Here is a 24,553-nt window from a genome sequence, read left to right as displayed (position 1 = left end):
CAGGATTGTATTAAATGCCCGGATGTAGGGAGGTGTGCAGCTTGAGACTTAATGAATCGCATATAAGTTGGGTATATTTTTACACTTTGAAATGCGGACATGATTGAAAAAAACAGGAAAAATATGAAAATTACTCTGCAAATTCCGAAATGACAGATTCGGCTGATGTATCCATTTTTATCCGTAGTGTCATTAGGTTAGAGAATGCTTATACCGGGCTGATCTTGTGTTGATTCTATTTTTAATGCCCTACGCAGCGTGGGGATCTGACTAAATTTCTTTTGCAAGATTTCTTTTGCAAAGCCGAGTCTGAACAATACGCCCTATTTTCTATTCTAAAGATGATTTAGCGGCTGGAGAGGGTTCTCTTCAAGCTGTTTAGGCATTTGTTAGCTTAGGCAAACAGGCGATTCATCAATTTGGCGACTGGTCTTTTAGATTTTCGAGGTAGGCTCCGCATTCCATGGACGCTTCGATTCTCATTGTGGGGGATCGCCAATTTCTGGCATCCCTTTCGGCTTTAACCCCTGATCTGGCAGCGTTTACTCTAGAGGTTGCGCCCAATCCGCACGAAGCGACGCCCCTGATTCAGGCGCAGCAGCCTGACTTGCTGATTGTCCAAGCGACTCAGCCGGGCAGCCTGGACCTGTGCCAGCGGGTTAAGACGCAGAGCCATCTGGCGTGGATCTATTGCGTGGTGGTGGATGATCGGCAGCCGCCTGCGCCGAACGAACTGGGCGATCGCCCCCAAGATGATGCGTACCTAGAAACTTCGGCCCTGATGATGGGGGCGGATGCCTATGTAAAGCTGTGGCGAGCCGAGTTGCAGAATAAGTCGTCTGAAAAAAGCGATCAGTCGCTGATCAGTGCCCATGTACAGGCGGGGCTGCGGCGTGTGCAAAACCATCGAGAGTTAATTCGCACCAACGATATTTTATCGGCGATCGCCCTGTCAGACCCGCTCACCGAGCTAAACAACCGCCGCGCCTTTGAGTGGGAACTGCCCCGGCAGATTCATAATGCGCGGCTGCGGGGAATGCCCATTAGTTTGCTGATGCTAGATGTAGACTTCTTTAAAAGCATCAACGACACCTACGGGCATCTGGTGGGCGATCGCGCTTTGCAGTTGATTGCCTCGCGGCTGCGACACAACCTGCGCTTTTATGACACACCATTTCGCTATGGCGGCGAAGAGTTTGTGATTATTCTCAGCGATACGGGCAATCAGGAAGCAGAGGCGATCGCCAATCGCATCTGTCGGCTCATCAGCGACCAGCCATTCGTCATCGACGACTCTCTGGATCTCAACATCACTATCAGCGCGGGCACTGCATCGCTGGTGGTGCAGGACGATGCGCGGGGCATCAGCCTGCTGCGCCGGGCCGATCAAAACCTCCTGCGAGCAAAGGCGCTGGGTCGCAATCGGGTCGTCGGGGGACAAGAGAGCGACGCACCGGGCGAAAGCGGGCTGGGCAATCCTGATCCTTCTCCCGCACACGAGTCATGAAGCCCTATCAGCAGGTGGCAATTGAGGACTGCGGCGAGCCGCTGGTAGAACTCCCCGCAGACGAATTTGCGCGGGTAGATCCCCATCCCTACGCGGTGCTGGGTGCGCCCTATGGCGATCGCTCTCCGTTCTTTGTGCGGCAGGGCGTGCTGGAGCGGCTGCGGCTGGCCCAGGCAAACTTGCAGGAACGCTGCCCCGGATGGCGCATCCAAATCTTCGATGCCTATCGCCCCATCGCCGTGCAGCAGTTCATGGTGGACTATACCTTTCAAGACCTAGTGCGATCGCACGGACTAGACCCTGCCACGCTCAGCGCGGCCCAGCAGCATGACTTCTGGCAGCAGGTCTATCGGTTTTGGGCCGTGCCCAGCCATAATCCTGCCATGCCACCGCCCCACAGCACTGGTGCAGCCGTCGATGTCACCCTGCTCGATGCCAGCGGTCAACCCGCCGACATGGGTTCGCCAATCGACGAACTCAGCCCCCGCTCCTACCCTGATTACTTTGCGCCTTACGCCGACCCCACTTCCGACCGCTATGACCCAGCGCGGGCGATCGCCCACCAAAATCGCCAGCGCCTGGCCACCGCCCTGCAATCAGCAGGTTTCTATCGCCATCCCAATGAATGGTGGCATTTTTCAATCGGCGATCAGCTTTGGGCCTGGCTCAAAACTTCAGATCACTTGGCGCTGACCCAGTCAAATTCGGCTCGTGCAAATTTGAACGACGCAGTGGACGACGCGAACCTGCGCGTAGTTGCACGGTATGGCGCAGTTTGAATCGATACCCAAAGGCACAGAAGCGGTAGTGCAAGTATATTCATTTCCATCCAGAATTATTCGATATCTAAATTTGATATCTTTTTTGGGATGGGCGATCGCCCTTCAACGGTATTGAAATAGACGAATTCAGGCGAATTCAGGTCAAGCTTTTATTCGCTTGACAGTTCGTAATTTAAGTGTAAAGAGTCTCCGTGTATACCAGGTTGGCGCTAACTGTACGGATGGGTCTTACTGGAAGAGTCCACCCGATATGCAGTCATCCACTGATATGCAGAAAGATACTGCTGGAAACACCTTTGCAACGGCCCGCAGGCTCCGCTTCTCTTCTGGAAAGCTGAACCTCAGCGAATGGGTCGGCTCTGGCGATCGGGATGACATCTACCGCCTCAATTTCAACCGAGCTAGCAATATCACCATTGCGGCTTCGGGAACTGGCAGCGGCACAGGGGCGATCGCCCACCTGATTCAAGACCTGAACAACAACGGCCGCCTCGATGCCAACGAGGTTAAAGGCAGAATGCCCATTCGCCCTGGGCAATCTAACACGCTAGCAGCCAAAAACCTGACGGGTACGTTCTTCCTCAGAGTCCGCAGCCAGGGCGGCAGTCTCAATTACAACCTGACAATGGAAACGACCCCATCGGATACATCCTCCGGTGGTGGCACTCGCGAAACCCAGCCGACTGGGTTCATCGCCGAAGTGCTGCGGCTGACCAATGCGTTTCGCCAGCAAAACGGTCTACAGCCGCTGTCTTACAACAGCAAGCTGAGTAATGCTGCTCAGGGGCACAGCATCAATATGGCGAACCAGGACTTCTTTAGCCACACCGGCAAAGACGGCTCTACCTTTAGTCAACGGGTTACGGCGGCTGGATATCAGTGGTCGTTTACGGGCGAAAACATTGCCGCTGGCTACAGCACGCCCCAAGCTGTGGTGAATGCCTGGATCAACAGCCCCGGACATCGGGCGGCGATGCTCAATCCCAACTATCAGGACATCGGCATCGGCTACCACTATCTCGCCAATGACACCGGCCAGGTGAATTATTACCACTACTGGACGCAAAACTTTGGCAAGCCCCTGTAGGGCTGGAGGTCATCTCGATTCTCGGATTTTAGATTTGCGATTTTGGATTTGCGATTTTGGATTGCTAGTCGAGCGTTTTCAAGGCGTTCAGCAATTTTATTCGTAACGCCACTGAAGCGAATCGATAGAGAATCGACAGCAGAGGGTGAGGGCAAGCCCAGCAAGACAGTTTGGTTTGCACAGCAAGACAGTTTGGTTTGCACAGCAAGACAGTTTGGTTTGCACAGCAAAACAGAGGCGGGAATGTGCTGCGTTCTCGCCTCTTTTTTTTGCAGAAAACCGAGAGGGACTTTGGACTAGAAGCGAAGAGAGAACCGGGCGATCGCCCCAACCCTCTTGCTCAATCTAAAATCCCCAATCCAAAATCCCCAATCCAAAATCCCCAATCCAAAATCCCCAATCCAAAATTTCTACAGCTTAGCCCGAATTTCCTCAACTCGCTTGCGATTCACGCCCAAATCAGACTGACCCAGGCGCGAGGCTGATCGCACCTGCACCACGCCCGCCGCCTCGTCTACGTAGAACTCCACATCGTCCACAAACCCCATCAGGGCGCTGGTGAACTCGGCGTAGAGGTAATGATCAGACTCGGTAATGATCCGGGTGCGCGGCATGGCGGTAATGATGCCCTTGAGACGGGCGATCGCCTCGGCCGGGGTGCCGCTATAGCTCAGAGGCGCAATGTAATGCTCGGCATCCGACCCCGGAGCCTGACTATTGACGCAGTTGGGTGAGCCAGGGCAAGCTGCCAGCTTACCGTCCTTTACTCCCAGATTGGTGGGACGCGATCCAGAAAAAGAAAACAACGAAGCACCTCCAGAAGATTCAGCAAACACGGCCATCGAAAGCGAGGCAGGGGACATTGCGGTCGAACCCGGAGCCGCCAGCGTCGTCGCCGGCCACACCAAACTGCCCACCAGCAGCACCATCAGAACAAAGACACTCAGCCACTTCAATCGATTCATCCTGCGCCTCTTTAATCTTTATTATTCCGTTAGGACTTATAGGACTTACACAGTTGGGCAATTTCTTACGGGTTCTTACGGGCGTAGCCAGCGAGAAATTGTCCAAAACCCAAAGAGTTTATCGCGACTGCGTAAGCCCTGTCCGTAATCAAACGTTTGGACGTTGATTTTGACTGCATGGAAACTGCGCCAATCTAGAGGCACACCAGCCCTAGCAACGCGGCTCACCTTTATAAGCTTCACCAAGCTGCACTTTTACAGCATGTTGTGCGCCCGACACTATGCTGTGGACTCCATAACAATATCTTTACAATCCTTCCCCACTCAAGCCTGATCGCACCAAAGACGAAAGAATCGTTTAGGAATTGGTGGTCTAATTTTTGAGAATGTTTAAGCTTTATAAAAAGCACATCGTCATTTCCGTATTTCCAGGGATAAGCTATAAGTCTTCCTGTTTTGAAAATCGTCGAAAATCGTCATGTCTCAGCCTCTAAAATCCAATCTCTTCGCTAATCGCAGTCTTTCTGTGCCTGCCAGATCTTCGCCCCTGGCTGCGTTCAGCGTGCGAACCGTCGCCCGTGCCTCTCAGCAAGAACCCGGAGGGACGCTGGGATCTGCGCTACGGGTCAGACCGATCCCCGGAAGGTTTAATCGACTGGATTCGGTCAGTCGGTCAGACCGCGATCTGTATCGACTGGTGGTGAAAAATCCGTCTACTATGCAGATTGTGTTTCGCAAGTCGGGTGCGCCGACCGTTCAGCTTGCGGTGCTAAATGCCAGGGGCAGAGTGCTGAGGTTTGGCGGGCAAAAGCTGTCGTTTCCCGTGCTGGCGGGGGTTCGCAAGTTTAGCCTGACTGGCCTTATGCCCAGCACCTATTTTGTGCGCGTTTCGACGGCTTCTAGCGCTACGGTGAACTATCGCCTGCGGCTAAGTGTGTCTAACTTGCCGACCTCCTAGCTGGCAATCAGCCGCCGTGAGTGGAGTCCTCAAAATCGATATCGCTGACACCGCAGAAGCACTAAAAGCCGTCTTGGAAGAACAGCAAGGGGCACCTCAGCGCCGATCAGACAAAGCCATCTTGGTGTTTCAGCCGCCTTATTGTCCTGAGGTCAACCCCATTGAGGGGGTTTGGCGAGAGCTGAAACGGGAGCTAGCCTGGGTTCACGTTGATGATGCTTGCCAACTCCAGCACGCCATCAGCCAGTGGGTTTGTCGCCTTTCGGCGGAGTCGCTGCGATCGCTGACTCAATGGGATTGGATTGTCGATGCTCTTTGTGTAGCGGGTATTTAGAGAATTGATATTAGCCCAGTGCAATAGCCTCATTCTTGGTGAGGGTGAGGTCATGAGTTCAATCCTCATCACGGGCTTTATCTCTTCATACCCTGGCTGCAAGGAGTTGAGAAACCAGCGTCGTGAGCGTCGCCACACTCTGCGCCTGCTGCTCTGCTAGGCGAATATGCCCCTCTAGCGCCCGGTTCTGGCTTTCCAGCGTAATCGCAATGCGGTCAAGTCTGTCGTCAATGGCGACGGTTCGCTGCTGGGTCTGGTCAACGAACGTGGCGATCGCCTCAGTCAATCGATCCAGCTTGGCATTCAGCGACGCATCCCGCTGGGCCGCCTCTTCAGATAATCGATCTAGCTTGGCATTCAGCGACGCATCCCGCTGGGCCGCCTGTTGTCCATTAGTAACAATTAGCTCTGACAGATAGGCGATTTGCTGGGTCGAGGTTTCTAGCAACACCGCCACACGGTCAAGGCGTTCATCGATGGTCGGTTGGTTCTCACTCATGGCGCTATTCCGCTGTGAATAGTTGAATAATATTCCCACGGCGCAACTCATAGCGGGATTCTGAAAATTCGGGCAGCCACTTAACGAACTCGTCAAATGTCGTGTGGGGGATTGGAGCGCTGAATCATGGCGATTCCCTACTTGATTGAAGACCGACAGATTGAAGACCTACTAGAGTAACATTTCGACCGGGATGCTCAGATCTGGAAATGCCAGATCGAGTCCTGGCTCTGACCCATCCCTCAGCGTAGTGGGAGCCGCAGGGCACACCTGAGCGCGATTCCCGTAGGGATCGCTTCGCGAATCGCCCAATCGCTCTATCAGGACTGCCGCGCCATTTCCATGAGAATTTGTTGGGCACTTTGCACCGCGTCTGGGGATGCAGGATGGCGCTGGCGATAGCTACCGTCGGGCTGAAGCTCCCATGCCTGGCGGTTGTCGGCCAGCAAGATGCCGAGAATTTCTTGCAAATCTTTGGCGATCGCCCTATCGTCCACTGGCGTAACGGCCTCCACGCGCCGATCCAGGTTGCGCGGCATCCAGTCAGCACTGCCGATGTATACGTCCTCCGCGCCGTCATTGTGAAAATAAAAAATGCGGGAATGCTCCAAAAACCGGCCCACAATGCTGATGACCCGAATGCGATCGCTCACCCCTGCCAGCCCCGGCCGCAGACAGCAAATGCCTCGCACAATCAGGTCGATCTGCACGCCGACCTGCGACGCTTCGTATAGTGCCGCAATCAGCAGCGGATCGACCAGTGCATTCATCTTGGCGACAATCCGGGCATGGCGACCTGCACGGGCAATCTCACGCTCTCGGTGAATCAGGTCAAGCAGGCGATCGCGCAAATTGGTCGGAGCCACCAGCAGCTTGCGATAGTTTTTTTGCCGCGAGTAGCCCGTCAGCGCGTTAAACAACTCCGTCACGTCTGCACCCAGATCCTCCCGACAGGTCAGCAAGCCCAGATCGGTGTAGAGCCGCGCCGTTTTGGGGTTGTAATTACCCGTGCCAATGTGGACATAGCGACGCAGGCGATCGCCCTCCTGCCGCACCACCAGCATCAGCTTGGTATGCGTTTTCAGCCCCACCAGCCCATAGACCACATGAACGCCCACCTGCTCTAGCTTCCGCGCCCACTGAATATTATTCTCTTCGTCAAAGCGTGCCTTTAGCTCCACCAGCACCGCCACCTGCTTACCGTTCTCGGCGGCGGCGATCAGCGCGTCCACAATCGGCGAATCGCCCGACGTGCGATACAGCGTCATCTTAATCGTCAGCACGTCGGGGTCTTGAGCCGCCAGTTGAAGGAACATCTGCACCGACGACGAAAACGACTGAAACGGATGATGCACCAGCAAATCCTGCTTCCGGATCAGGGCAAAAAAATCCTCATCTGTGGAATATTCAGACTCCATCAGCCGCCGCAGACGGGGATGCACAACAGGTTTCCAGGGCGCATCCTTGAGATGGGGCAATGGCAGATCCACCAGCGCCATCAGGTCGCGCCCGCCGAGCAGCCCCGCCACCGGATACACATCTGCCTTGCTCAGCCCCATCTCCGCCATCAGCGTTTGGCGAATTTCATCCGGCATGGATTCGTGAACTTCTAGCCGCACCACAGACCCCGCAAACCGCCGCTTGCGAAGCTCCTGCTCGATTGCCTGGAGTAGGTCATCGGCTTCGTCCTCCTGCACTTCCAGGTCAGCATTGCGGGTAACTCGAAACACATGGCAGGCGACGACCTCCATGCCTGGAAACAGCTTGTCCAGATTGTGGGCAATGATCTGCTCAATTGGCACGCCCATCCAGACTGGCGTTTGCTTGCGCCGCTGCAACTCTAGCGGCAACAAGACGAATCGGGGCAGTGAACTGGGTACTTTGAGGCGGGCAAAATGGCTGGTTCCTTCGGGCGATCGCACCACCACCGCCAGATTCAAGCTGAGGTTAGAAATATGTGGAAAGGGATGCCCCGGATCGACCGCCAGCGGCGTTAGCACGGGAAAAATCCGCTCTTCAAAATACTCCCGCAAATAGCGCTGCTGGGCCTGGTTGAGCGCTGCGTAGTCCAGCAGGAAAACGCCGTGGCCCGCAAGCTGCGGCCGCAAGACCGACTGCACATGCTGGTGCTGCTTTGCGACTAGGGGCAAAAGCTTTTGGCAAATGGCTTCGAGCTGTTCCTGTGGCGTGCGACCATCGAGCGATCGCCGATCCACCTGCGCCTGCACCTGGCGCTTGATGCCCGCCACCCGCACCATAAAAAACTCATCCAGATTGCTGCTAAAAATCGCCGCAAACTTCAAGCGCTCCAGCAAGGGCGTGCGCTCGTCCATCGCCTCATGCAGCACCCGCGCATTAAACTCGATCCAGCTCAGTTCGCGGCTGAAGTAGTATTGCGGATCTGACCAGTTGGGTTGGGGCGGCTGGGTAGAAGACACGATAGGAGAATCGGGGGGCTGGAGCTAAGGAATCTGAAGCGAACGCTGAGCAGCCGATCATATCAGATCATTATCCCCCCATTCTCGAACTGAGGATACTCAAAACACCTCATCCTCGCGGCCGACCCACCATTCCCCAAGCTGCATCAGGTCGTGATGCACATCCGCCAACGCCCGGAGATACTCCTCGCTAGACAGGCTTTCTCGCTGCTCCTGCAACTTTTTGAGCCGCAGTTGTGCCAGGAGCCACGGCTGATGGAGGCGATCGCTCTCAGCCATGTAACGCGCCAAGTCTTCACTATTCATAGGAACTATCCACCGGAAACACCTATAGGAACTATCTACTAAGAAGTATCTACCGGAACTATCCACCGGCACTATTCATAGGCAACCGCTTACAAAGCAAGAGTGGATAAAGCGATTTTGCACTCTATCCACTCGCGGCAGTTTTATCACTTGCAAAACTGAACCATGCGCTTTATCAAGCTAGAAAAAGCCTCAGAAAAAGCGCCAGCGTCAGCCAAAACCAAGTTGTACCTAGGCGGCAGCCAAGTTCTCAGCGACAAAATCCCAGTTCACCAGCTTATCCAAAAAGTTCTGGATAAAGGCAGGGCGGGCATTGCGGAAGTCGATGTAGTAGGCATGTTCCCAGACATCGAGGGTCAGCAGCGCCTTTTGCCCATGTGCTAGGGGGTTTTCGGCGTTGGGAGTCTTGGTCACTTTCAGCGTGCCGTTGTCATCAATCAGCCAAGCCCAACCGCTGCCAAACTGGGTCGCAGCGGCGTTGGCAAAGGCTTCGCGAAACTTGTCGTAGCTGCCGAAAGAGGCGTCGATCTTGGCGGCCAGGTCACCCGTCGGCGCACCGCCGCCACCGGGCTTCAGGCTGTTCCAGAAGAAGGTGTGGTTCCAGACCTGAGCGGCGTTGTTGAACACGCCAGCCTTGGCAGAGTCGCCAAAAGTCGCCACGATGATTTCTTCCAGAGACTTGCCCGCCAGGGAAGAATCGCTCTCGATCGCCTTGTTCAGGTTATCGACGTAAGCTTTGTGATGCTTGCCGTAGTGATATTCAAACGTCTCAGCCTTCATGCCATAGGGTTCTAAAGCATCCATCGCAAAAGGCAGGGGCGGCTGTTCGATAGGCATAGTGTTCATCCTCTATTAACTGCGCTGTGTTCAGTTTGAGTCTAGAAGAGCCAGTTGCCCTTACGCATGATCCGCCAGACGTAGCTAAGGCGGAGCGCGTCCTCAAACTATTGATAGAATTTTATATCAAAAATCGGCCCGGCCGTGTCTTACACAGCACCGAACGCAGCCCGACTGCCGAGGCTTGGTTCAAGGCTTGGTTCAAGGCTGTGTTTTAGCTGCGCGGCTCGCTCTTGCACGATCGCCCATTCGCCATTTTTCACGGCCGCCTTGGGAAATAACTGCCCCGCCAGCCCAACGGCGATCGCCCCTGCCTCTAGCATGGTTCGCGCATTCTCCAGCGTGACCCCGCCCGTGGGCACTAGCGGAATCTCGCCCAGCGGTTCTCGCACGGCCCGCAAATAGTCTGCGCCGCCAACACACTGAATCGGGAACACCTTCACCGCCGCTGCGCCCACCTGCCATGCGGTCATGATTTCCGTCGGCGTGAGGGCCCCCGCCACAAAGGGAATCTCGCACTCGGCCGCCTGCTGAATCAGCGCCCGGTTTGTGTGCGGGCTAAACAAAAACTGGGCCCCACTGGCGATCGCCGCACTCACCTGTTGGGGAGTGGTAATCGTGCCCGCCCCAATCAGACAGTCGGGCAAGCGCTGCCGCAGTTGATGCACCAGGGTTTCAGGGCGATCGCTGTTCCAGGTAACTTCGATCAGCCGCATTCCGCCCGCTGCCACTGCCCGCGCCATGGCCTCGCCGGTCGCCAGGTTGGGCGCACGAATGACGGCGATCGCCCGCTCGGTTTGCAGCCAATGCAGCCATCGATCGTTGAAGGAAACCGCCTGAGAATGGGAAGAAATCACGGGGAAATTACGGGGAAATCACAAATGTTTTTAACGGGGTCAGGACTTACGCAGTTGGACGATTTCTCGCGGGCGCAGCCTGCAAGAAATCGTCCAAAACCCACAAAGCTTATTGCCAGTGCATCAGTCCTGGGGGGTTAACGGGTTTTTTCCAGACTTTGAGAAGCGCGGGTGACGGAGCAGACGGATTGCCATAAAATGAAAAGAATATGAAAAGCATTGGTGACTGCCCGTGAGCCTGGTTTCCCCCGACTCGATTCTATCTTCACCCGTTTTGACCGCTGAGCGCCCAGTCTCTCCTTCGATTCAGCCGCCTGCTGCGGTGTCTGACGGGGCTGCCGATTCGACCCAGCCTACGCCGACTGCTCAGCCGCTCAGTCTGCGAGACGAATTCGGCATTTTCTTCTCGACGTTCATCACGATTTTCCTGGCAGAAATTGGCGACAAAACCCAAATGACGGTGCTGCTTATGAGTGCCCAGTCCAAAGCGCCGTGGGTGGTGTTTCTGGGAGCGGGTTCAGCGCTGATTGCCACGAGTCTTTGTGGGGTGCTGCTGGGCAAGTGGCTCTCAACCCGCATTTCGCCCCGACTGCTCGACAAAGCAGCGGCCGTGTTGCTGCTGGTTGTGGCGGGAATGCTGGTGTGGGATGTAATTCAGGGATAGGGCAAAAATGGACTGGAATTTGCTGGGACTGGCGTTTGTCACGGTGTTTGTGTCGGAACTGGGCGACAAAAGCCAGCTTGCGGCGATCGCCCTTGGCAGCAGCGGCAAGTCCGTTCGGGCTGTGTTTTTGGGGACGGCAGTAGCGCTGGTGCTGGCCAGTTTTTTGGGCGTGATGCTGGGCGGCGGCGTGGCTCAGGTCGTGCCGACCCGCTGGATCAAGGCGATCGCCGCGATTGGGTTTGTCGTCATGGCTATCCGTTTGCTGCTGCCGGGTGCGGCGGATGAGTTGCCAGACGAGCCGCTGGATGGGTTGCTGGATGAGCCGCTGGACGGCAACAAACCCGCCTAGTGTTCCGCTTCTAGCCGATCGCCCGAAAACCGCCCACCCACCGCGACCAGCAGCGCTGCACTCAGCCCTAGCTTAACCAGTTCCAAAACCCAGTAAATTCCGTGCATTTGCGCCATGCTGCCAGGAATGCTGGCTTCGCTCGTCAGCCAGTTCAGCGGCATCGCCAGCCCGCTCATCACGGGAGTCATCACGTAGGTCAATGCAAAGGTCACTCCCAACAGAAGCCAGACTGCGGCGATCGCCCAGCCCGCGACTTTATGCTGACGCAACAGCGAGAGAAGCCCCACGAAGGCGATCGCCACACACAGCAGCCCCAGACGGTTGAAAATCCAGAACATGCTGTAGCCTGCGCTGGCAAAACCGGGCTGCGTCATCATGCCGCTGGCGTACATGGCAGGCATCACGACCAGATCCAGCAGCAGGCTGCCGCTGAGCCAAAACCCTACCGCCAGTAAAACCGCCGACTGCCAGACAGAGCGACCCGGCAGCAGATTAACTTTAGTAGAAGTAATCATGGATATAAGACATTCTTAACTCTTACCTCCAGCCTATCGGATCTGCCTCAATCCAGTCATGAACAATCGTTTCGAGTCGTAACCAGATTTGTCTGAATCGAGCTTCAACAAATCCTTAATGAATTCTTGCTGACTTAACGTAAGTAATTACGCTGGTTCGCGCTATTCTCAGACTAGGAAAATTCAGTATATTCTCGGATAGTTCCTTTAATTTGGATTGCTCGGTTCTGCTGGTTTTCCAGAGCGTTCAGGAAATTCTTGGTTTTAGTTTGTCTCATGTAGCCGTCTGGGGCGATCGCTCTCGATCCTACGGAGAAATTCTCTCAGCACAGCTTGATACCGCTCAGCACGCTCGGCAGCACGGGTCACTGATGAGCGTTGTAAGGCATTAAGGCTTGACTAACCAGGTTGGCGCAAGCTGTCAGAGCATTCCGGCACTCGCTTTCGTCCTTTTGCTTCAGGTCTTGCTGCTACTGAATCAAATTCGGTGCCTCGTATCGTACGCGGACTCAAACAATCTCAGCGAATTCCCAACGAATATAGAAAAACCAGTCACCTGTATGAATAGTGCTTGCTTAACAGACTTTTATCGCGGTTGGATGATTGAGGTTGTGCCTCAAGGAATCGGTTATACCAGCGTTTGCTATTCCCCCTCTCGGCAGCGGATCGATGACGACGTAGTCTACTCGCGCGACTTTCTGGCGCTAAACGCAGGCAAGGCGCTGGTTGATCTTTATCTCGCCTGCCAGCAATTTTCCGGCGTGCTGCGCGAACTGTACGAATCGGACAAGCTGGAGTACGAAGAGTGGCGATCGCTCAGCCAGTCCATCACCGATACCATCGGCGTGTCTCGCTAGCACGTTCGGGTAGCCCTAAAAATACCCTAAAAGTATAAGGATGGGCGGCCGGTGCGCTGCCCACCCTTATGCCAAGAATCATTACGTTTCGGGCACTGTCTAACCCAGAAAGGGGTGAAGGCTAAGCAATGCTGCGTCAAGCAGGTTAGGGCTTGAACAAGGAGGATATAGGGAGATCTGACTGCGTAAGTCCTGAGAGATCGAGAAGGATCAACCCACCCAGATTCAGCCCATCAAAATCACGTTATCAATTACGTGAATCACGCCATTGTCCGCTTCCACGTCGGGCATCACCACCGTCGCATTTTTCACCTCAAAGGCATCGGACAGATCAAGCGGAATTACTGAGCCTTCGACAGAAGTCAGGCTTTTCAGTCCCTTGAGATCCGCCTGGGTGTACTTACCAGACACGACATGATACTTCAAAATGCGCCCAAGCTGCGGCGGATTTTGCACAAGGGTTTGAATAGTGCCGGGTGGCAATTTGGCAAAGGCATCGTCCGTTGGCGCGAACACGGTGAACGGGCCGCCGCTCTGCAACACCTCTACCAGACCCGCCGCTTGCACTGCTGCGACGAGCGTAGAAAAGCCTTCCGTTTGCACAGCAATATCGACAATCGTAGGCATAGCTTAAGGAATGTTAGATAGATTGGTCAGTGAACAGATCAGTGAATTGATTTAAGAGTCAATTAGGACTCATATGTTTGAAGCCTATTTGAAGCCTCTGGGCCTGATCCACCCTCAGCCCCCTTGTTAAGGCTACGGTGTATACACCTCTCGCTTGTTTGCGTTAGGCGCTGAAAGATCCCCCTAAATCCCCCTTAGCAAGGGGGACTTCCGATCCAGTTCCCCCCTTGCTCAAGGGGGGCTAGGGGGGATCAGTTCCCCCCTTGAGCAAGGGGGGCTAGGGGGGATCAAAGCATCGCCGCTCAAGCATAGAAAACTTGGATGTACACAGTAGCTTGTTCAGGAGGAACCGAGCCTGTCCGAAAAGACTTCAGTCCAAGAGAACTCAAGGAGAACCTAGCGATAGTCTGGACTCTGGATATCACGCAGGCGAGCCTCTGGGCGCAGGAACCGATCCATCTGCGCTTCAAAGAACTTGCGATTGGCCATGCGGTGCTTAGGATTGGGATCATCCAGCGGATACAGCAGCGCCGTCCGCAATGCCTGAATCACCGCCGATGTGACGTTGTACATCGACCGCTGGAAGGTAATCCCCAACTGCACTAGCATGTCGTCTTCTCCCCGGCAGTGTTGATGATAATATTCCACCAGGTAAGGCGGCAGGAAGTGCAGCATGTCCTGCATCAGTAGCGTCGGCGGAATGCCCGCAGTACCTACAGGAAACACGTCGGCATAGAGAATGCCGTAGTGAAAGTCTTTCTGGTCTGCGGGCACTTGGTTAGCCTGGGCGTTGTAGGACTTGGTGCCCCGGAAGGGAGAGGTACGGTAGAACACGGCTTCTACGTAGGGTAGCGCCGCCTCGTAGAGCCAGGTAAAGCCCTTGGACTTGGGAATGATTTCATAGCATTCGCCGTCGATGTAGGCATGATGGTAAATAGGACGGCCGGCGATCGCAAAAATGCCGTTCACCAAAAAGTTCATCGCGTCGGGCACGCCCTTGAACCCGCCCTCATCGTAGATGTCCGACATCTCGAAAAACACCGGAGCCATCACTTCCCAGAACAGCCCCAGATTGGAGTAGTAAGACAGTTCCCGCACCTTTTCCAGGAACATATCGGGGAAGAGTTTGTATAGCCCCAGCATCACCGGGTTTTTCTTGAAATAGGCGCGGATGGCGCGATCGGCATTTTGCTTATATTCATCGGAGTCTAGATAGGCATCAAACTGGTTCACCGGAGCGTACATGTGCCGATGCCACAGCATCGCCCGCATACATTCTTCGGCAAATTCCATATTCACCCGGTCGTGCCAGAGGTGGTGCAAGAGCTTGGGCAGCTTTTTCTTGAGTTCACCCTTTTCCATAAATTCCAACAGTTCCGGGTGGGCAGACGCTCGACCACGCCAGATCCGCAGGTCGGCCGTGTCTCCGGCGTAGTGGTTGGGGCGATCGAGGTATTCCTGAGAAATGAAGTATTTGAAAAAGGGAAACGGGTCGAGAAACACCTGCTCGGCAATGTAGAGCAGGTCGCGCCAGTAGAAATCCATCGGCACGGCGTAGGCTTTGTAGATGCCGATGATCTGCATCAGGTTTTCGGGCGTGTCGGGCAGCATGGAGCCGCCAGCCTCTAGCCGATGGATGATGTCGGCGTGGGGATGCCGAGAGGGTGGGATGAGGGTGGGAGGGGTTTGGAGGGTAGTGGTCATGGCAAGATGAAAGAGGAATGGGGAGGACGGGGTGACAGGGTGTTGGGGAATGCGAACAAGCCTGAAACCTGGCTATTTGCTGATAGGGCTGGACATCAACAGAAGATCAGGGGTTTTCGCTGTAGGGGCAATCGCCAGACGGGTTTCTGCGGGTGTGGTGACGGCGGCGATCAGCGCGTTGCTGGTGGGTTCGATCCAGCGGACGAGCCAGTTGGGCTGGATGCCCAGCAGGAAGATAATCCAGGCAAGCACCAGGGCGGGAACGCGCTCTGCCCATTGCACCTGGGGAAAGCGGGCGATCGCATTGTCCAGCTTGCCGAAGCAGGTGCGGTTCATCAGAATGACGAAGTACACAGCCGTCAAGCCTGTGCCGACCACGCCCATTAGGGTTTGCACCGGGAACACGGTGTAGCTGCCCTGGAAGATCAGAAACTCGGCAATAAAGCCCACCAGTCCGGGAATGCCTGCGCTGGCCATGCCGCCCAAAATCAGCAGAGCGCTGACCGACGGCAGTCCGCGAATCGGGTTCAGCAGACCGTTCAGCACATCCAGTTCACGAGTGCCAACTTTGGTTTCGATCACGCCGACCAGATGAAATAGCAGCGCCAGAATCACGCCGTGGGCAAACATTTGGACGATCGCGCCGACCATGCTAAGGCTGGTGAGGGCTGCGCCCGCTAGCAGCAGATAACCCATGTGACCCACGGAACTGTAGGCGACCATGCGCTTGATGTCCTTTTGGGCGATCGCCGCCGTTGCGCCATAGAGGATGCTAATCGACCCCCAAGTAGCCAGCCAGGGAGCCAACAGCGCCCAGGCATCGGGAAACAGCGACAGACAAAAGCGGAAAATGCCGTAGGCTCCCAGCTTTGCCAGCACGCCGCCCAGCAGAATAGCGACCGGAGCCGAAGCCGACACGTAGGTATCCGGGAGCCAGGTGTGGAACGGCACCAGCGGCACCTTAATGCCAAAGCCGATCAGCAGCGTCACTAGCAGCGCGACTTGCAGCCCCAATGGCAGCGTCTGCCCCATCAAGGCGCTGTAGTCAAAGGACTTGCTACCTGTGAACCAGACCAGCCCCAAGAAGCCCGCCAAAATCAGCGCCCCCGACAGCGCAGTGTAAATCAGAAACTTGACCGCTGCGTAGCCCCGCTTTTCGCCACCCCAGATGGAAATCAGCAGGTAAAAAGGCACCAGTTCCAGTTCATACAGTAGGAAGAACAGCATCAAATTTTGCGCGACGAATGCGCCTGCCACGCCGCCGCTGACCAGCAGCACCAGCCCATAAAACAGGCGCGGCCGCTCGGTTGTTTCGGAACTGCTGAAGATGGCGATCCAGGTGAGCAGGCTATTCAGCACCAGCAGCACCAGCGATAAACCATCCACGCCGAGGCGATAGTCCAGCCCCAGCGGTTCGATCCAGGGCAAGTATTCCTGCATTTGCAGCCCCGGATTGCTGAGATCAAACTGGCTGGCGAGAAACAGGGTGTATGCCAGGATGCCAGCGGAACCCCAGAGGGCGATCGCTCGCACTTTTGGGCCTGAAATCGACGATGGCAGCAGCGCTAGCACAAGGGCAGCAACAATCGGTAGCCAAATCAAGATGCTGAGCATAGGTTTGGGAAGAATCAGGAATGGGGGTCAGAGTGAGGAATTAGCCAAACACAACGAGCTTCAGGTTGGACAAAATCGACCAAGCGCTGAGAACAATCAGCACCGTCAAACCAACAGCAATCGTGAGCGCATAGAACTGGGTTTTGCCCGTGTTGCCATACTTCAGGGTTTCGCCGCCAAAGATTGAGGCAATTCCGACTAGATTCACCAGTCCATCGACAATGTAGCGATCGCCCCAGTCCACCAGCCGCGACACGATATCCACACTGCCTACAACGCTAGAGCGGTAGATCTTGGGGGTATAGAAGTCGTAGGCGAACAGGTCTTGCAGCGGCTTCCAGGGCAGGCGCACAGGCTTTTCGACGGGGCCTAGGTAAACCACAGCGGCGATCGCCATGCCAGCCAAACTCGACCAAGTGAGCAGCAGGGCAGCGGTTTTATCTAGCTGCGCCCAATTTGGCAGCAGGTTCAGGCTTTGTAGCACCAGCGGCAGGTGCAGCGTCAGGGCCGCCACCACAACCATCGGCAGGGTCACAGGCCAGAGATTTTCGGGCGATCGCTGGGACATCTGCTTTGCCTGGTTGCCAAAAATCAGGCAAAACACCCGCACCACGCTGAAGGCCACCAAATCATTCACCACCAGCAGAATGATTGCCACGGCAGGAGAGTCTTCACGCAGCCCATCCACCAGTTTCAGCAGCGCCCAAAACCCGCCCAAGGGGGGAACCGCGACTAGACCCAGCGCCCCAATTGCGTAGGACAACCCCGACACCGGGCGACGGCTCCATAGCCCGCCAAGCTGCGTCAAGTCCTGCGTAATACTGTTCAGCACGATGGAGCCGCAGCTCATAATCATGGCCGAAACGGCGATCGCATAGGTCAGCAGCAGCAGCAGCGCCGCCTGCATTTGACCGGCACCCACCGCCATAAACACGATGCCCATGTAGGCGCTAGCCAGATAGGAGAGCGATCGCTTGATGTCAATCTGGGCAATGGAAATGAGGGATGCGCCCAGCGCAGTGACGGCTCCAATAGCAATAACAGCAGTAGTGACAGTGGGCGACAGCGCCAGCACGGGTTGCAGCTTGATCAGCACCCAGGCCCCCGTCGCCACAACGACCGAGTTTCGCAGAATGGTGCTGGGAAAGGGGCCTTCCATCGCCTCGTCCAGCCACAGGTGCAGGGGAAACTGGGCGCACTTGCCCATCGGCCCCGCCACCAGCGCCAGCCCGACCAGCGTCATCAGCTTTGGATTCACTTCAGCCGTCTGGGCCCAGGCTGCCAGTCCGTCAAAGTCCCAAGTGCCTGCCAGCGGATAAATCGCCAGCACGCCCATTAGCAAGAACAGGTCGCCAATCCGCTTGGTCAAAAAGGCATCTCGTGCCCCCGTCACCACCAGCGATTGGTTAAACCAGAAGCCAATCAGCAGGTAGGTTCCCAGCGTCAGGATTTCCAGAATCATGTAGGCGAAAAACAGCGAGTCGCATAGCGCCAGCCCGCACATGCCGCCTTCAAACAGCGCCAGCAGCGCAAAGAACCGTGCCCAGCCCCAGTCCATTTCCAGGTAGCCAACGGCGTAGAGTTGAGACAGGAAGTTGATGCCAGTAACGAGCAAGACTGCGCCGATGGTCAGGGCGGACACTTCCAGAGGCAGGGTTAAATCCAGCCCAGCGACCGTCAGCCAGTGCAGGCGAAATTCGACGGCGGGCTGTTGCCAGAGGGCTGGGAAAATCAGCAGCGCGTGCAGAAAGGCGATCGCCGTCATGATCAGGTTCACGTATCCTGCTGGACGCGGCCCCGTCAGGCGAGTTACTGAGGGAAACCAAAGGATGGACAGTACCATGCCCATCAGCGGGTAGCAGGGAATGAGCCACGCACTTTGAATAAGGAGTTCAGCCATATTCCGGGGGTTGGGTGAGGGATCAAGTCTGAAAGCTAAGTAGCTCAAAGCTTCAACCCTCTTAACATGCTCCAAATTGGCTCTGTGATGCAGGACAGGACATCAGTCTTAGAGCGAAATCAGAGCGAAGAGGGTCGCGGTTGGAAGCCTGAGCGCGAAGACCTAAGTCTATGACGACCTAGATAGATATTGAAAAAAATCTATATCAGATGTTTTCTAGATTAGCTTAAAACCTAAAGCAAATCGAAACTAGATAGATTTTCTTCGATACAGATCGCTTAATGCATCGAAGAAAATCTGCTTATATTGCTGCTCCGTATTGCTTCTCCGTTTATTGTCCTACGATTCACTACACAAAAAGCGGATGCCAGGAGACGAGGCTCTGGGCATCCGCTTGGTTTTTGGAAAAACCCTCGCGCACCGGGCAAGGGGTCAATGAGGCTGAGGGTTAGCTTGGGCTGAGACTACGGCTCGATCTTGACCGACAAAATCTTGTCGCCAGGGCGAATCGCGTTCACCACGTCCATATCTTCCGTCTTGCCAAACACCGTATGCTTGCCGTCCAAGTGGGGCTGGGGCGAATGGCAGATAAAGAATTGGCTGCCGCCTGTGTCTTTTCCAGCATGGGCCATCGACAGGGAGCCGGCTTGGTGCTTGTGGGGGTTGCCAGCAGTTTCGCACTTGATGGTGTAGCCCGGGCCGCCGCGACCATCGCCGTTGGGGCAGCCACCCTGAATCACAAAGTCGGGAATGACGCGGTGAAAGTTCAGCCCGTCATAAAAGCCTTTGTTCGACAAATCCACAAAGTTTTTCACGGTGTTGGGCGCGTCCTGGTCAAACAGTTCCAGGGTAATCGTGCCCTTCTCGGTTTCCATAATGGCGCGGGTCATGGGATCTCCTGAGATTGCAAACGAGCATCTAATGAAAAATGCCTGGGAATGCATATTCGGATGAAGAATATGCCGTCTTAGTGTATCAACTGGGGCGATCGCTCAGATCAACGCCCAGAAATCGATCGAAAAAGCGCGATCGCCAGATAAAGCGCAGCAGCAGGCACCATTCCACCGCCACCAGCCCGATGTAGAGATAGCCAGGAAGGCTCAGCGGCGACAGTTCAAAGAATTCTCGCAGCGGCGGCAGGGCGACGATCAGCAGGTAAATCCCCAGCAGGGCGATCGCCATCAGGGTATAGCGCCAGTCGCCGCTGTAGGGTTCGCCGCCGACCCAGGCGCGGGTTGGGGGTTTGAGAAACGGCAGCAGGCACAGTTGCCCCAGCACTAAAATCGTCACCAAGGCGCTGCGGGGCAGGGAATAATCGACCTGGCGGAGTTCCTGAAACGGCGGCAAATCCAGCACGGCGCTGACCAGGAAAAACAGGTACACCAGCAGCGACACCAGCGTCAGGCTGAGGGTGGCAGGCACTACAAAATGCAGCATCGAGCGCACCAATCCGCCGCGTGGCGTGGGCGCAGGCTTCGCCCAGACGGGGATAAAGATTGTCGGCAGCCCCACGCCGATCAGCGTCACCACTGCGCTCTGCTTGTTTTCGAGGGGGAAGCTGTCGGTGACGATGGCCGTGGCAAAGATCAGCAGCGTAACGCAAAACACGCGCACCAGGAATAGCTTCATCACGTCCTGGATGCCGCTGCGAATCCGCTGTCCCTCCAGAAACGCATGGGGCAGTGCGGCAAAAGAGTCTCGCAGCAGCACGATATCGGCGACCCCGCGTGTGGCTTTGCTGCCGCTTTCCATGGCGATCGCCAAGTGGGCCTGCTTCAGCGCCAGCACGTCGTTCACGCCGTCGCCAATCATGGCAACATAGCGCCCCGATTTTCGCAGCGCCCGCACCAGGTCAGCTTTTTGGTCGGGCGTGATGCGGCCGAAAATGGTGTGCGCCTGAGCGGCCTGGGCAAACTGGGCGGCATCGAGGTCGGCCAATTCTGTGCCGGAAATGAGCGAAATTTGGTCGCTCAGCCCTGCTTGCTTGGCCAAGGCGGCGACGGTCTGGGGGTTGTCGCCAGAGATAATTTTCACCTCGATCCCTGCCTGCCGGAAGCCCTGGAGCGTTTCGTAGGCCTCTGGCCGCAACTGGTCGCTAAAGCAGAGCAGCCCCAGCGGCGTAAGATCGGGCGGCATCTGGGGCATCGCAACCGTTTCCTTGAGCGCTGCCCAGTCGGCACTCCAGGCCAGCAGCACCACCCGCAGTCCCTCTTCTGTCATCCGCCGCATCCGGCTGACCCAGTTGGCGGGCAGCGGCGCGGCTTTCAGGAGAATTTCGGGCGCACCCAGCACGTAGGTTCCGGGACGCGGGCCGTTGTCAAAGGCGATCGCACTCCATTTTCGTGCGGAGGAAAAGGGCACTTCGGCAATGGGCGATCGCACGGAGCCGGGACAGACAGCGGCGATCGCCTCGCTGGTGCGGTTGGTGGCGCTGAGGCTGGCGGCAAAGTCGCCCAAGTGCGATCGCAGCTCCTCTTCTGGAATGCCAATAGGATACACCGCTTCCAGCGTCAGGTGATTCGTCGTCAGCGTCCCAGTTTTGTCCAAACACAGCACCTCCACATGGCTCAGCGACTCCACCGCATTTGCCTGCTGAATCAACACCTGCTGCCCCAGCATCCGCACTGCTCCCAGCCCATAGGCCAGCGTAATCGCCAGCAGCAGCCCTGCGGGGACTAGCCCTGCCACCACCGCCGCCCGCTGCGCCACGTCGTTGAGGGAATAGGACTGGCTGAGAAAGCTAATGCTGATCAAAATCCACAAAAAGCAGGCGATCAGCACAAAGACGCGAATCACGACGTTAATTTCACGCTGGAGCGGGGTCAGGATGTTGCGAAACGCCCGCGCCCCTGCCATGAGCTGATAAGCAAAGGTGTCCTTGCCGACTTTCTGCGCCTCGTAGCAGGCCGTCCCGCTGACGCAAAAGCTGCCAGAATAGACCCGTTCGCCCGCCGTTTTGGGCACAAGTTCCGATTCGCCCGTCAGCAGCGATTCGTCTAGCTCGGCATGGCCGTCGCCCAAGATCGCCCCATCCACCACCACTTGGTCGCCCGGCCGCAGCAACAGCACGTCCCCCAGCACGATTTCACTGGGGTCAATTTCGCGCTCCTGTCCGGCGCGGATGACGGTCGCCTTGGGTCGGCTGAGGAGAGCGATTTGATCCAGCTTTCGTTTTGCCCAAATTTCCTGGTAGATGTTAATCAACACGCCGCCAAAGATGACGACCACTACCAAAAATCCGTCGCCCGGTCGCCGCAGCAAAAACATCACCAGGCTGAGCAAAAAGAAAACACTGTTGATAAACGTAAACAGATTTTCGCGAAGAATCTGCCCGTAGGAGCGGGTGGATTGGAGGGTGACGTTATTGCCTTGTCCTGCTGCGCGTCGGGCGATCGCCTCGTCCTCGGTCAGCCCATGCAGCGCAAATGCTTGAGGAACACCCGCTTCACTCATATGTGTGCGTCAAGTCCGTATGACGGCTAGTGTAGCAAGTTAGGGGTTGGGGGTTATGGATGGCGCATTGGTATCGGCTGAGGTTGTGGAGGAAGGGGCTGAGTCTGGGACGGGCGATCGCTCGATGCGAATCTGGTGCAGTCGGGGGCCGGCCGCCGAGGTCACCGTCAGGTGCAAATCGCCGTAGCGGAGGCTGTCGCCCTGCACAGGGATTTTTTGCAATTGGTGAATCAAAAAGCCGCCCAGCGTTTGGTAGTCGTCTAGAATTGGCAGGTCGAGGTCGAGCGCCTCATTCACCTCTTCCAGGGTCATCTGCGCCTGCACCAGCGTCGTCCGCTCATCCAATTGCTGGATCATCGGCTCCTCTTCGGGGGTGTCTGGCTCGTCGGGATAGCCGATAATCTCGGAGGCCAGATCCTTCAGCGTCACCAGTCCAGCCGTGCCGCCAAACTCATCGACGACCATGACCAGGGCCTGGCGCGATCGCTGCATCAGTTGCAATAGCTCACTGAGTTCCAGGTTTTCGGGCACAAACTGCGCCGGGCGCACCCACGGCGTAATAGGACTTTCCAGCGTGATTTGCCCCTGCACCAGCGGAGCCGCCAGTTCCTTGAAATAGATAATCCCCAGGATGTCATCCAGCGAGTCGCCAATCACGGGATAGCGAGAGTGCCCCGTTTCCGCAACGGCATCCAGCAGGTCTTGAAAGGTGGCATCCTGGGGCAGGGCTGTGATGCTGATGCGGGGCACCATGACCGCCTGCACAGACACTTCGGCAAACTCCAGCGCGTTGCTGAGTAGCTCCCGCTCCTCTTCTTCTAGTCCACTGGTTTCGCTGGAGGTTTGGATAATAAGCTGCAATTCTTCTGGCGTGACGCGGTTATACCAGCCCTGGTTGCTGTCGCGGATGCCAATCAGCCGCAGCAGCCAGTGGGTAGACTGGTTCAACACCCAGATAAAGGGGTTAAAAAAGCGGGCGATCGCCAGACTGGGCGGCCCCAAAAACCGCGCCAGTTGCTCTGGATAGAGCAGCGCCAGAGCCTTGGGGCAGAGTTCTCCCAGCACAATTTGCAGATAGGCAATCAGCAAAAAGGAGACCAGAACCCCCACGGAGTGAGAAATCGCCAGTTGCCCCGTCGCGCCCAGCGGTAAGCGGCTGAGTCCAGTTTGCAGCAGCACGGCTACCGTTTTTTCGCCAATCCAGCCCAGCGCCAAGCTGGATAAGGTAATGCCCAACTGGGCAGTAGACAGCAGCCGCTCTAGACTGCGCTGCAAATCCTGCACGGTTCTGGCCTGCACGTCACCCGCCATAACCAACTGGCTGATGCGCGACTGCCGCACGGATACAATGGAAAATTCTGCTGCCACAAAAAACGCATTGATGGCAATCAGCGATAGAACTGCCAGAAGTCTTAACATCACGCCAGAGGCCGTGAGGGGCTGGGCAGCGCTGAGCGCAACAACCGAAGCAGCAAGGGGAATCATCCGCGACTATCAGGAAAACAGGGACAAGACCAAAGACTCATCCAAGCCACCACCTAGCTCGATTGACAGGGTTGATAGTGTCCTCCTTGCCTCCAGCGTCGCTGACTCGTCCCAGTCCTTCTGTGCTGGAGCGAGCAGGCTGACTGTTGTTGATTCGATTTTTTACATCCTCGATGATTTTAGATTCGGGAATGATGATGATCTCGTCGCGGCTGCCCTGTTCTCCGGCGGCTTCGCTGCCCAGCGAGGTCGGACGCACGTCGGGCTGGGTCACGCCGCGCAGTGCCTCACGCCCCAGCGCATAGCCCCAAATGCCGCTTGCCACCCCCGCTGCGGCCATGAGCGTCAGCAAGATTAACGTCAGTGCGACGGTAGAATTAAGTTTCATAGAGGCTTTTAATTCTGTAGTAAAGGCTTTAAGGAATTGCGGAACTGACGCGATGCGAGGCAAGTGGGGTTAACTAGCTTTGAGATACGAGCTTGAGATGTGAGCTTGAGAGGAGATTCTATTAAGAAAGCAAGCGCTTCCAAAAATACAGGCACTTCAGAATGCACGCTTTCAGAATGCAGGCTTTCAGAATATAAGAATATCAACAGCCTGGAAAATCGGCACTGGAAAATTCAAGTGTGTGCAGACTTGAAATCCGCCACTCCGACATTACAATGGACTAGCAAAGGCACGGTGCCCCGTGTGGGCGATTTGCCTAACCAGGGTTGGCCGAGCGGATTAGGCAGCGAACTCATAATTCGCCTCAGGCAGGTTCGACCCCTGCACCCTGGATTTTCTGGGTTTTCGAGATCATCCTAACTTACAA

The 24,553-nt window shown here is 56.0% G+C and carries 23 protein-coding genes, 1 tRNA gene and 1 pseudogene; 9 read left to right on the top strand and 16 right to left on the bottom strand.

Annotation, left to right across the window (positions count from 1 at the left end; all coding sequences use genetic code 11):
- Window positions 1-463: 463 nt before the first annotated feature.
- The 3 genes from HNI00_RS14180 (at window position 464) to HNI00_RS14170 (ending at window position 3,376) form a co-directional block, all read left to right on the top strand.
- Complete coding sequence (locus HNI00_RS14180; RefSeq protein ID WP_316787221.1) at window positions 464-1,507, top strand: GGDEF domain-containing response regulator; 1,044 nt, start codon at window positions 464-466, stop codon at window positions 1,505-1,507.
- The gene (locus tag HNI00_RS14175; protein ID WP_316787219.1) at window positions 1,504-2,286 is read left to right on the top strand and encodes a M15 family metallopeptidase; all 783 of its coding nucleotides are present in this window, start codon (window positions 1,504-1,506) and stop codon (window positions 2,284-2,286) included. The genes HNI00_RS14180 and HNI00_RS14175 overlap by 4 nt, the downstream gene beginning before the upstream one ends.
- Before the next feature lie 253 nt (window positions 2,287-2,539).
- Window positions 2,540-3,376 carry a CAP domain-containing protein gene (locus tag HNI00_RS14170; RefSeq protein ID WP_316787217.1) on the top strand — a complete coding sequence of 279 codons (837 nt, stop codon included), beginning with the start codon at window positions 2,540-2,542 and terminating at the stop codon, window positions 3,374-3,376.
- 410 nt (window positions 3,377-3,786) lie between these two features.
- On the opposite strand, the gene HNI00_RS14165 is transcribed toward HNI00_RS14170, so the two are convergent.
- The gene (locus HNI00_RS14165; protein ID WP_316787214.1) at window positions 3,787-4,341 is read right to left on the bottom strand and encodes a DUF1499 domain-containing protein; all 555 of its coding nucleotides are present in this window, start codon (window positions 4,339-4,341) and stop codon (window positions 3,787-3,789) included.
- A gap of 526 nt (window positions 4,342-4,867) precedes the next feature.
- Here HNI00_RS14165 and HNI00_RS14160 point away from each other — a divergent pair.
- Both HNI00_RS14160 and HNI00_RS22170 read left to right on the top strand, forming a co-directional pair.
- Complete coding sequence (locus tag HNI00_RS14160; RefSeq protein WP_316787212.1) at window positions 4,868-5,299, top strand: hypothetical protein; 432 nt, start codon at window positions 4,868-4,870, stop codon at window positions 5,297-5,299.
- A gap of 109 nt (window positions 5,300-5,408) precedes the next feature.
- Window positions 5,409-5,505: pseudogene (locus tag HNI00_RS22170) on the top strand (transposase); the annotation flags it as partial.
- 213 nt (window positions 5,506-5,718) lie between these two features.
- Here the strand turns inward: HNI00_RS22170 and HNI00_RS14150 are convergent.
- From HNI00_RS14150 to HNI00_RS14125, 6 genes are all read right to left on the bottom strand, one after another.
- Window positions 5,719-6,132, bottom strand: coding sequence for a hypothetical protein (locus HNI00_RS14150; RefSeq protein WP_316787208.1), 414 nt, complete (start codon window positions 6,130-6,132; stop codon window positions 5,719-5,721).
- Window positions 6,133-6,303: 171 nt separating this feature from the next.
- On the bottom strand, window positions 6,304-6,444 hold the full coding sequence (locus tag HNI00_RS14145) for a hypothetical protein (protein ID WP_316787206.1): 141 nt from the start codon (window positions 6,442-6,444) through the stop codon (window positions 6,304-6,306).
- 8 nt (window positions 6,445-6,452) lie between these two features.
- Complete coding sequence (gene ppk1 / locus HNI00_RS14140) at window positions 6,453-8,570, bottom strand: polyphosphate kinase 1 (RefSeq protein ID WP_316787204.1); 2,118 nt, start codon at window positions 8,568-8,570, stop codon at window positions 6,453-6,455.
- Window positions 8,571-8,669: 99 nt separating this feature from the next.
- The gene (locus HNI00_RS14135; RefSeq protein WP_068514529.1) at window positions 8,670-8,876 is read right to left on the bottom strand and encodes a hypothetical protein; all 207 of its coding nucleotides are present in this window, start codon (window positions 8,874-8,876) and stop codon (window positions 8,670-8,672) included.
- A gap of 231 nt (window positions 8,877-9,107) precedes the next feature.
- Window positions 9,108-9,713 (bottom strand): superoxide dismutase [Fe], encoded by a 606-nt coding sequence (gene sodB, locus HNI00_RS14130; protein ID WP_172358316.1) that lies wholly within the window; start codon window positions 9,711-9,713, stop codon window positions 9,108-9,110.
- Between the two features lie 149 nt (window positions 9,714-9,862).
- Window positions 9,863-10,570, bottom strand: a complete 708-nt coding sequence (locus HNI00_RS14125; protein ID WP_316787200.1) for a bifunctional 4-hydroxy-2-oxoglutarate aldolase/2-dehydro-3-deoxy-phosphogluconate aldolase — start codon at window positions 10,568-10,570, stop codon at window positions 9,863-9,865.
- Window positions 10,571-10,808: 238 nt separating this feature from the next.
- Between HNI00_RS14125 and HNI00_RS14120 the strand changes: the two genes are divergently transcribed.
- Both HNI00_RS14120 and HNI00_RS14115 read left to right on the top strand, forming a co-directional pair.
- Complete coding sequence (locus tag HNI00_RS14120) at window positions 10,809-11,234, top strand: TMEM165/GDT1 family protein (protein WP_420156362.1); 426 nt, start codon at window positions 10,809-10,811, stop codon at window positions 11,232-11,234.
- Window positions 11,235-11,241: 7 nt separating this feature from the next.
- Window positions 11,242-11,583 (top strand): TMEM165/GDT1 family protein, encoded by a 342-nt coding sequence (locus HNI00_RS14115; RefSeq protein WP_316787196.1) that lies wholly within the window; start codon window positions 11,242-11,244, stop codon window positions 11,581-11,583.
- On the opposite strand, the gene HNI00_RS14110 is transcribed toward HNI00_RS14115, so the two are convergent.
- The gene (locus HNI00_RS14110; protein WP_316787194.1) at window positions 11,580-12,098 is read right to left on the bottom strand and encodes a hypothetical protein; all 519 of its coding nucleotides are present in this window, start codon (window positions 12,096-12,098) and stop codon (window positions 11,580-11,582) included. The genes HNI00_RS14115 and HNI00_RS14110 overlap by 4 nt on opposite strands.
- A 611-nt stretch (window positions 12,099-12,709) precedes the next feature.
- Between HNI00_RS14110 and HNI00_RS14105 the strand changes: the two genes are divergently transcribed.
- Entirely contained in the window at window positions 12,710-12,955 is a 246-nt protein-coding gene (locus HNI00_RS14105) for a hypothetical protein (protein WP_297079769.1), read from the top strand.
- Between the two features lie 225 nt (window positions 12,956-13,180).
- On the opposite strand, the gene HNI00_RS14100 is transcribed toward HNI00_RS14105, so the two are convergent.
- The 8 genes from HNI00_RS14100 to HNI00_RS14065 all read right to left on the bottom strand — a co-directional run bounded on the left by HNI00_RS14100 (window position 13,181) and on the right by HNI00_RS14065 (window position 24,126).
- A complete protein-coding gene (locus HNI00_RS14100) occupies window positions 13,181-13,582 on the bottom strand; it encodes a fasciclin domain-containing protein (protein ID WP_068515115.1) in 402 nt (133 codons plus the stop codon).
- A 396-nt stretch (window positions 13,583-13,978) separates the two neighbouring features.
- The gene (locus HNI00_RS14095; RefSeq protein WP_172357989.1) at window positions 13,979-15,286 is read right to left on the bottom strand and encodes a CO2 hydration protein; all 1,308 of its coding nucleotides are present in this window, start codon (window positions 15,284-15,286) and stop codon (window positions 13,979-13,981) included.
- 72 nt (window positions 15,287-15,358) lie between these two features.
- Window positions 15,359-16,900 (bottom strand): NADH-quinone oxidoreductase subunit M, encoded by a 1,542-nt coding sequence (locus tag HNI00_RS14090; RefSeq protein WP_316787189.1) that lies wholly within the window; start codon window positions 16,898-16,900, stop codon window positions 15,359-15,361.
- 40 nt (window positions 16,901-16,940) lie between these two features.
- The gene (locus HNI00_RS14085) at window positions 16,941-18,800 is read right to left on the bottom strand and encodes an NAD(P)H-quinone oxidoreductase subunit F (protein WP_316787187.1); all 1,860 of its coding nucleotides are present in this window, start codon (window positions 18,798-18,800) and stop codon (window positions 16,941-16,943) included.
- Window positions 18,801-19,264: 464 nt separating this feature from the next.
- Complete coding sequence (locus HNI00_RS14080) at window positions 19,265-19,690, bottom strand: peptidylprolyl isomerase (RefSeq protein ID WP_172357986.1); 426 nt, start codon at window positions 19,688-19,690, stop codon at window positions 19,265-19,267.
- An 85-nt stretch (window positions 19,691-19,775) separates the two neighbouring features.
- Complete coding sequence (locus HNI00_RS14075) at window positions 19,776-22,253, bottom strand: HAD-IC family P-type ATPase (protein ID WP_316787183.1); 2,478 nt, start codon at window positions 22,251-22,253, stop codon at window positions 19,776-19,778.
- Between the two features lie 39 nt (window positions 22,254-22,292).
- Window positions 22,293-23,738, bottom strand: a complete 1,446-nt coding sequence (locus tag HNI00_RS14070) for a hemolysin family protein (RefSeq protein ID WP_316787181.1) — start codon at window positions 23,736-23,738, stop codon at window positions 22,293-22,295.
- Between the two features lie 37 nt (window positions 23,739-23,775).
- A complete protein-coding gene (locus tag HNI00_RS14065) occupies window positions 23,776-24,126 on the bottom strand; it encodes a hypothetical protein (protein WP_316787179.1) in 351 nt (116 codons plus the stop codon).
- A gap of 320 nt (window positions 24,127-24,446) precedes the next feature.
- Here HNI00_RS14065 and HNI00_RS14060 point away from each other — a divergent pair.
- Window positions 24,447-24,519 (top strand) — tRNA-Ile (locus HNI00_RS14060).
- The last annotated feature ends 34 nt before the right edge of the window (window positions 24,520-24,553 follow it).

Origin of the sequence: Thermoleptolyngbya oregonensis NK1-22 (assembly GCF_032705245.1) — a bacterium.
Taxonomy (GTDB): Bacteria; Cyanobacteriota; Cyanobacteriia; order Elainellales; family Elainellaceae; genus Thermoleptolyngbya; species Thermoleptolyngbya sichuanensis.
Note: the sequence above shows the minus strand (reverse complement) of the source record. Positions and strands in the feature narration are given on the sequence as shown.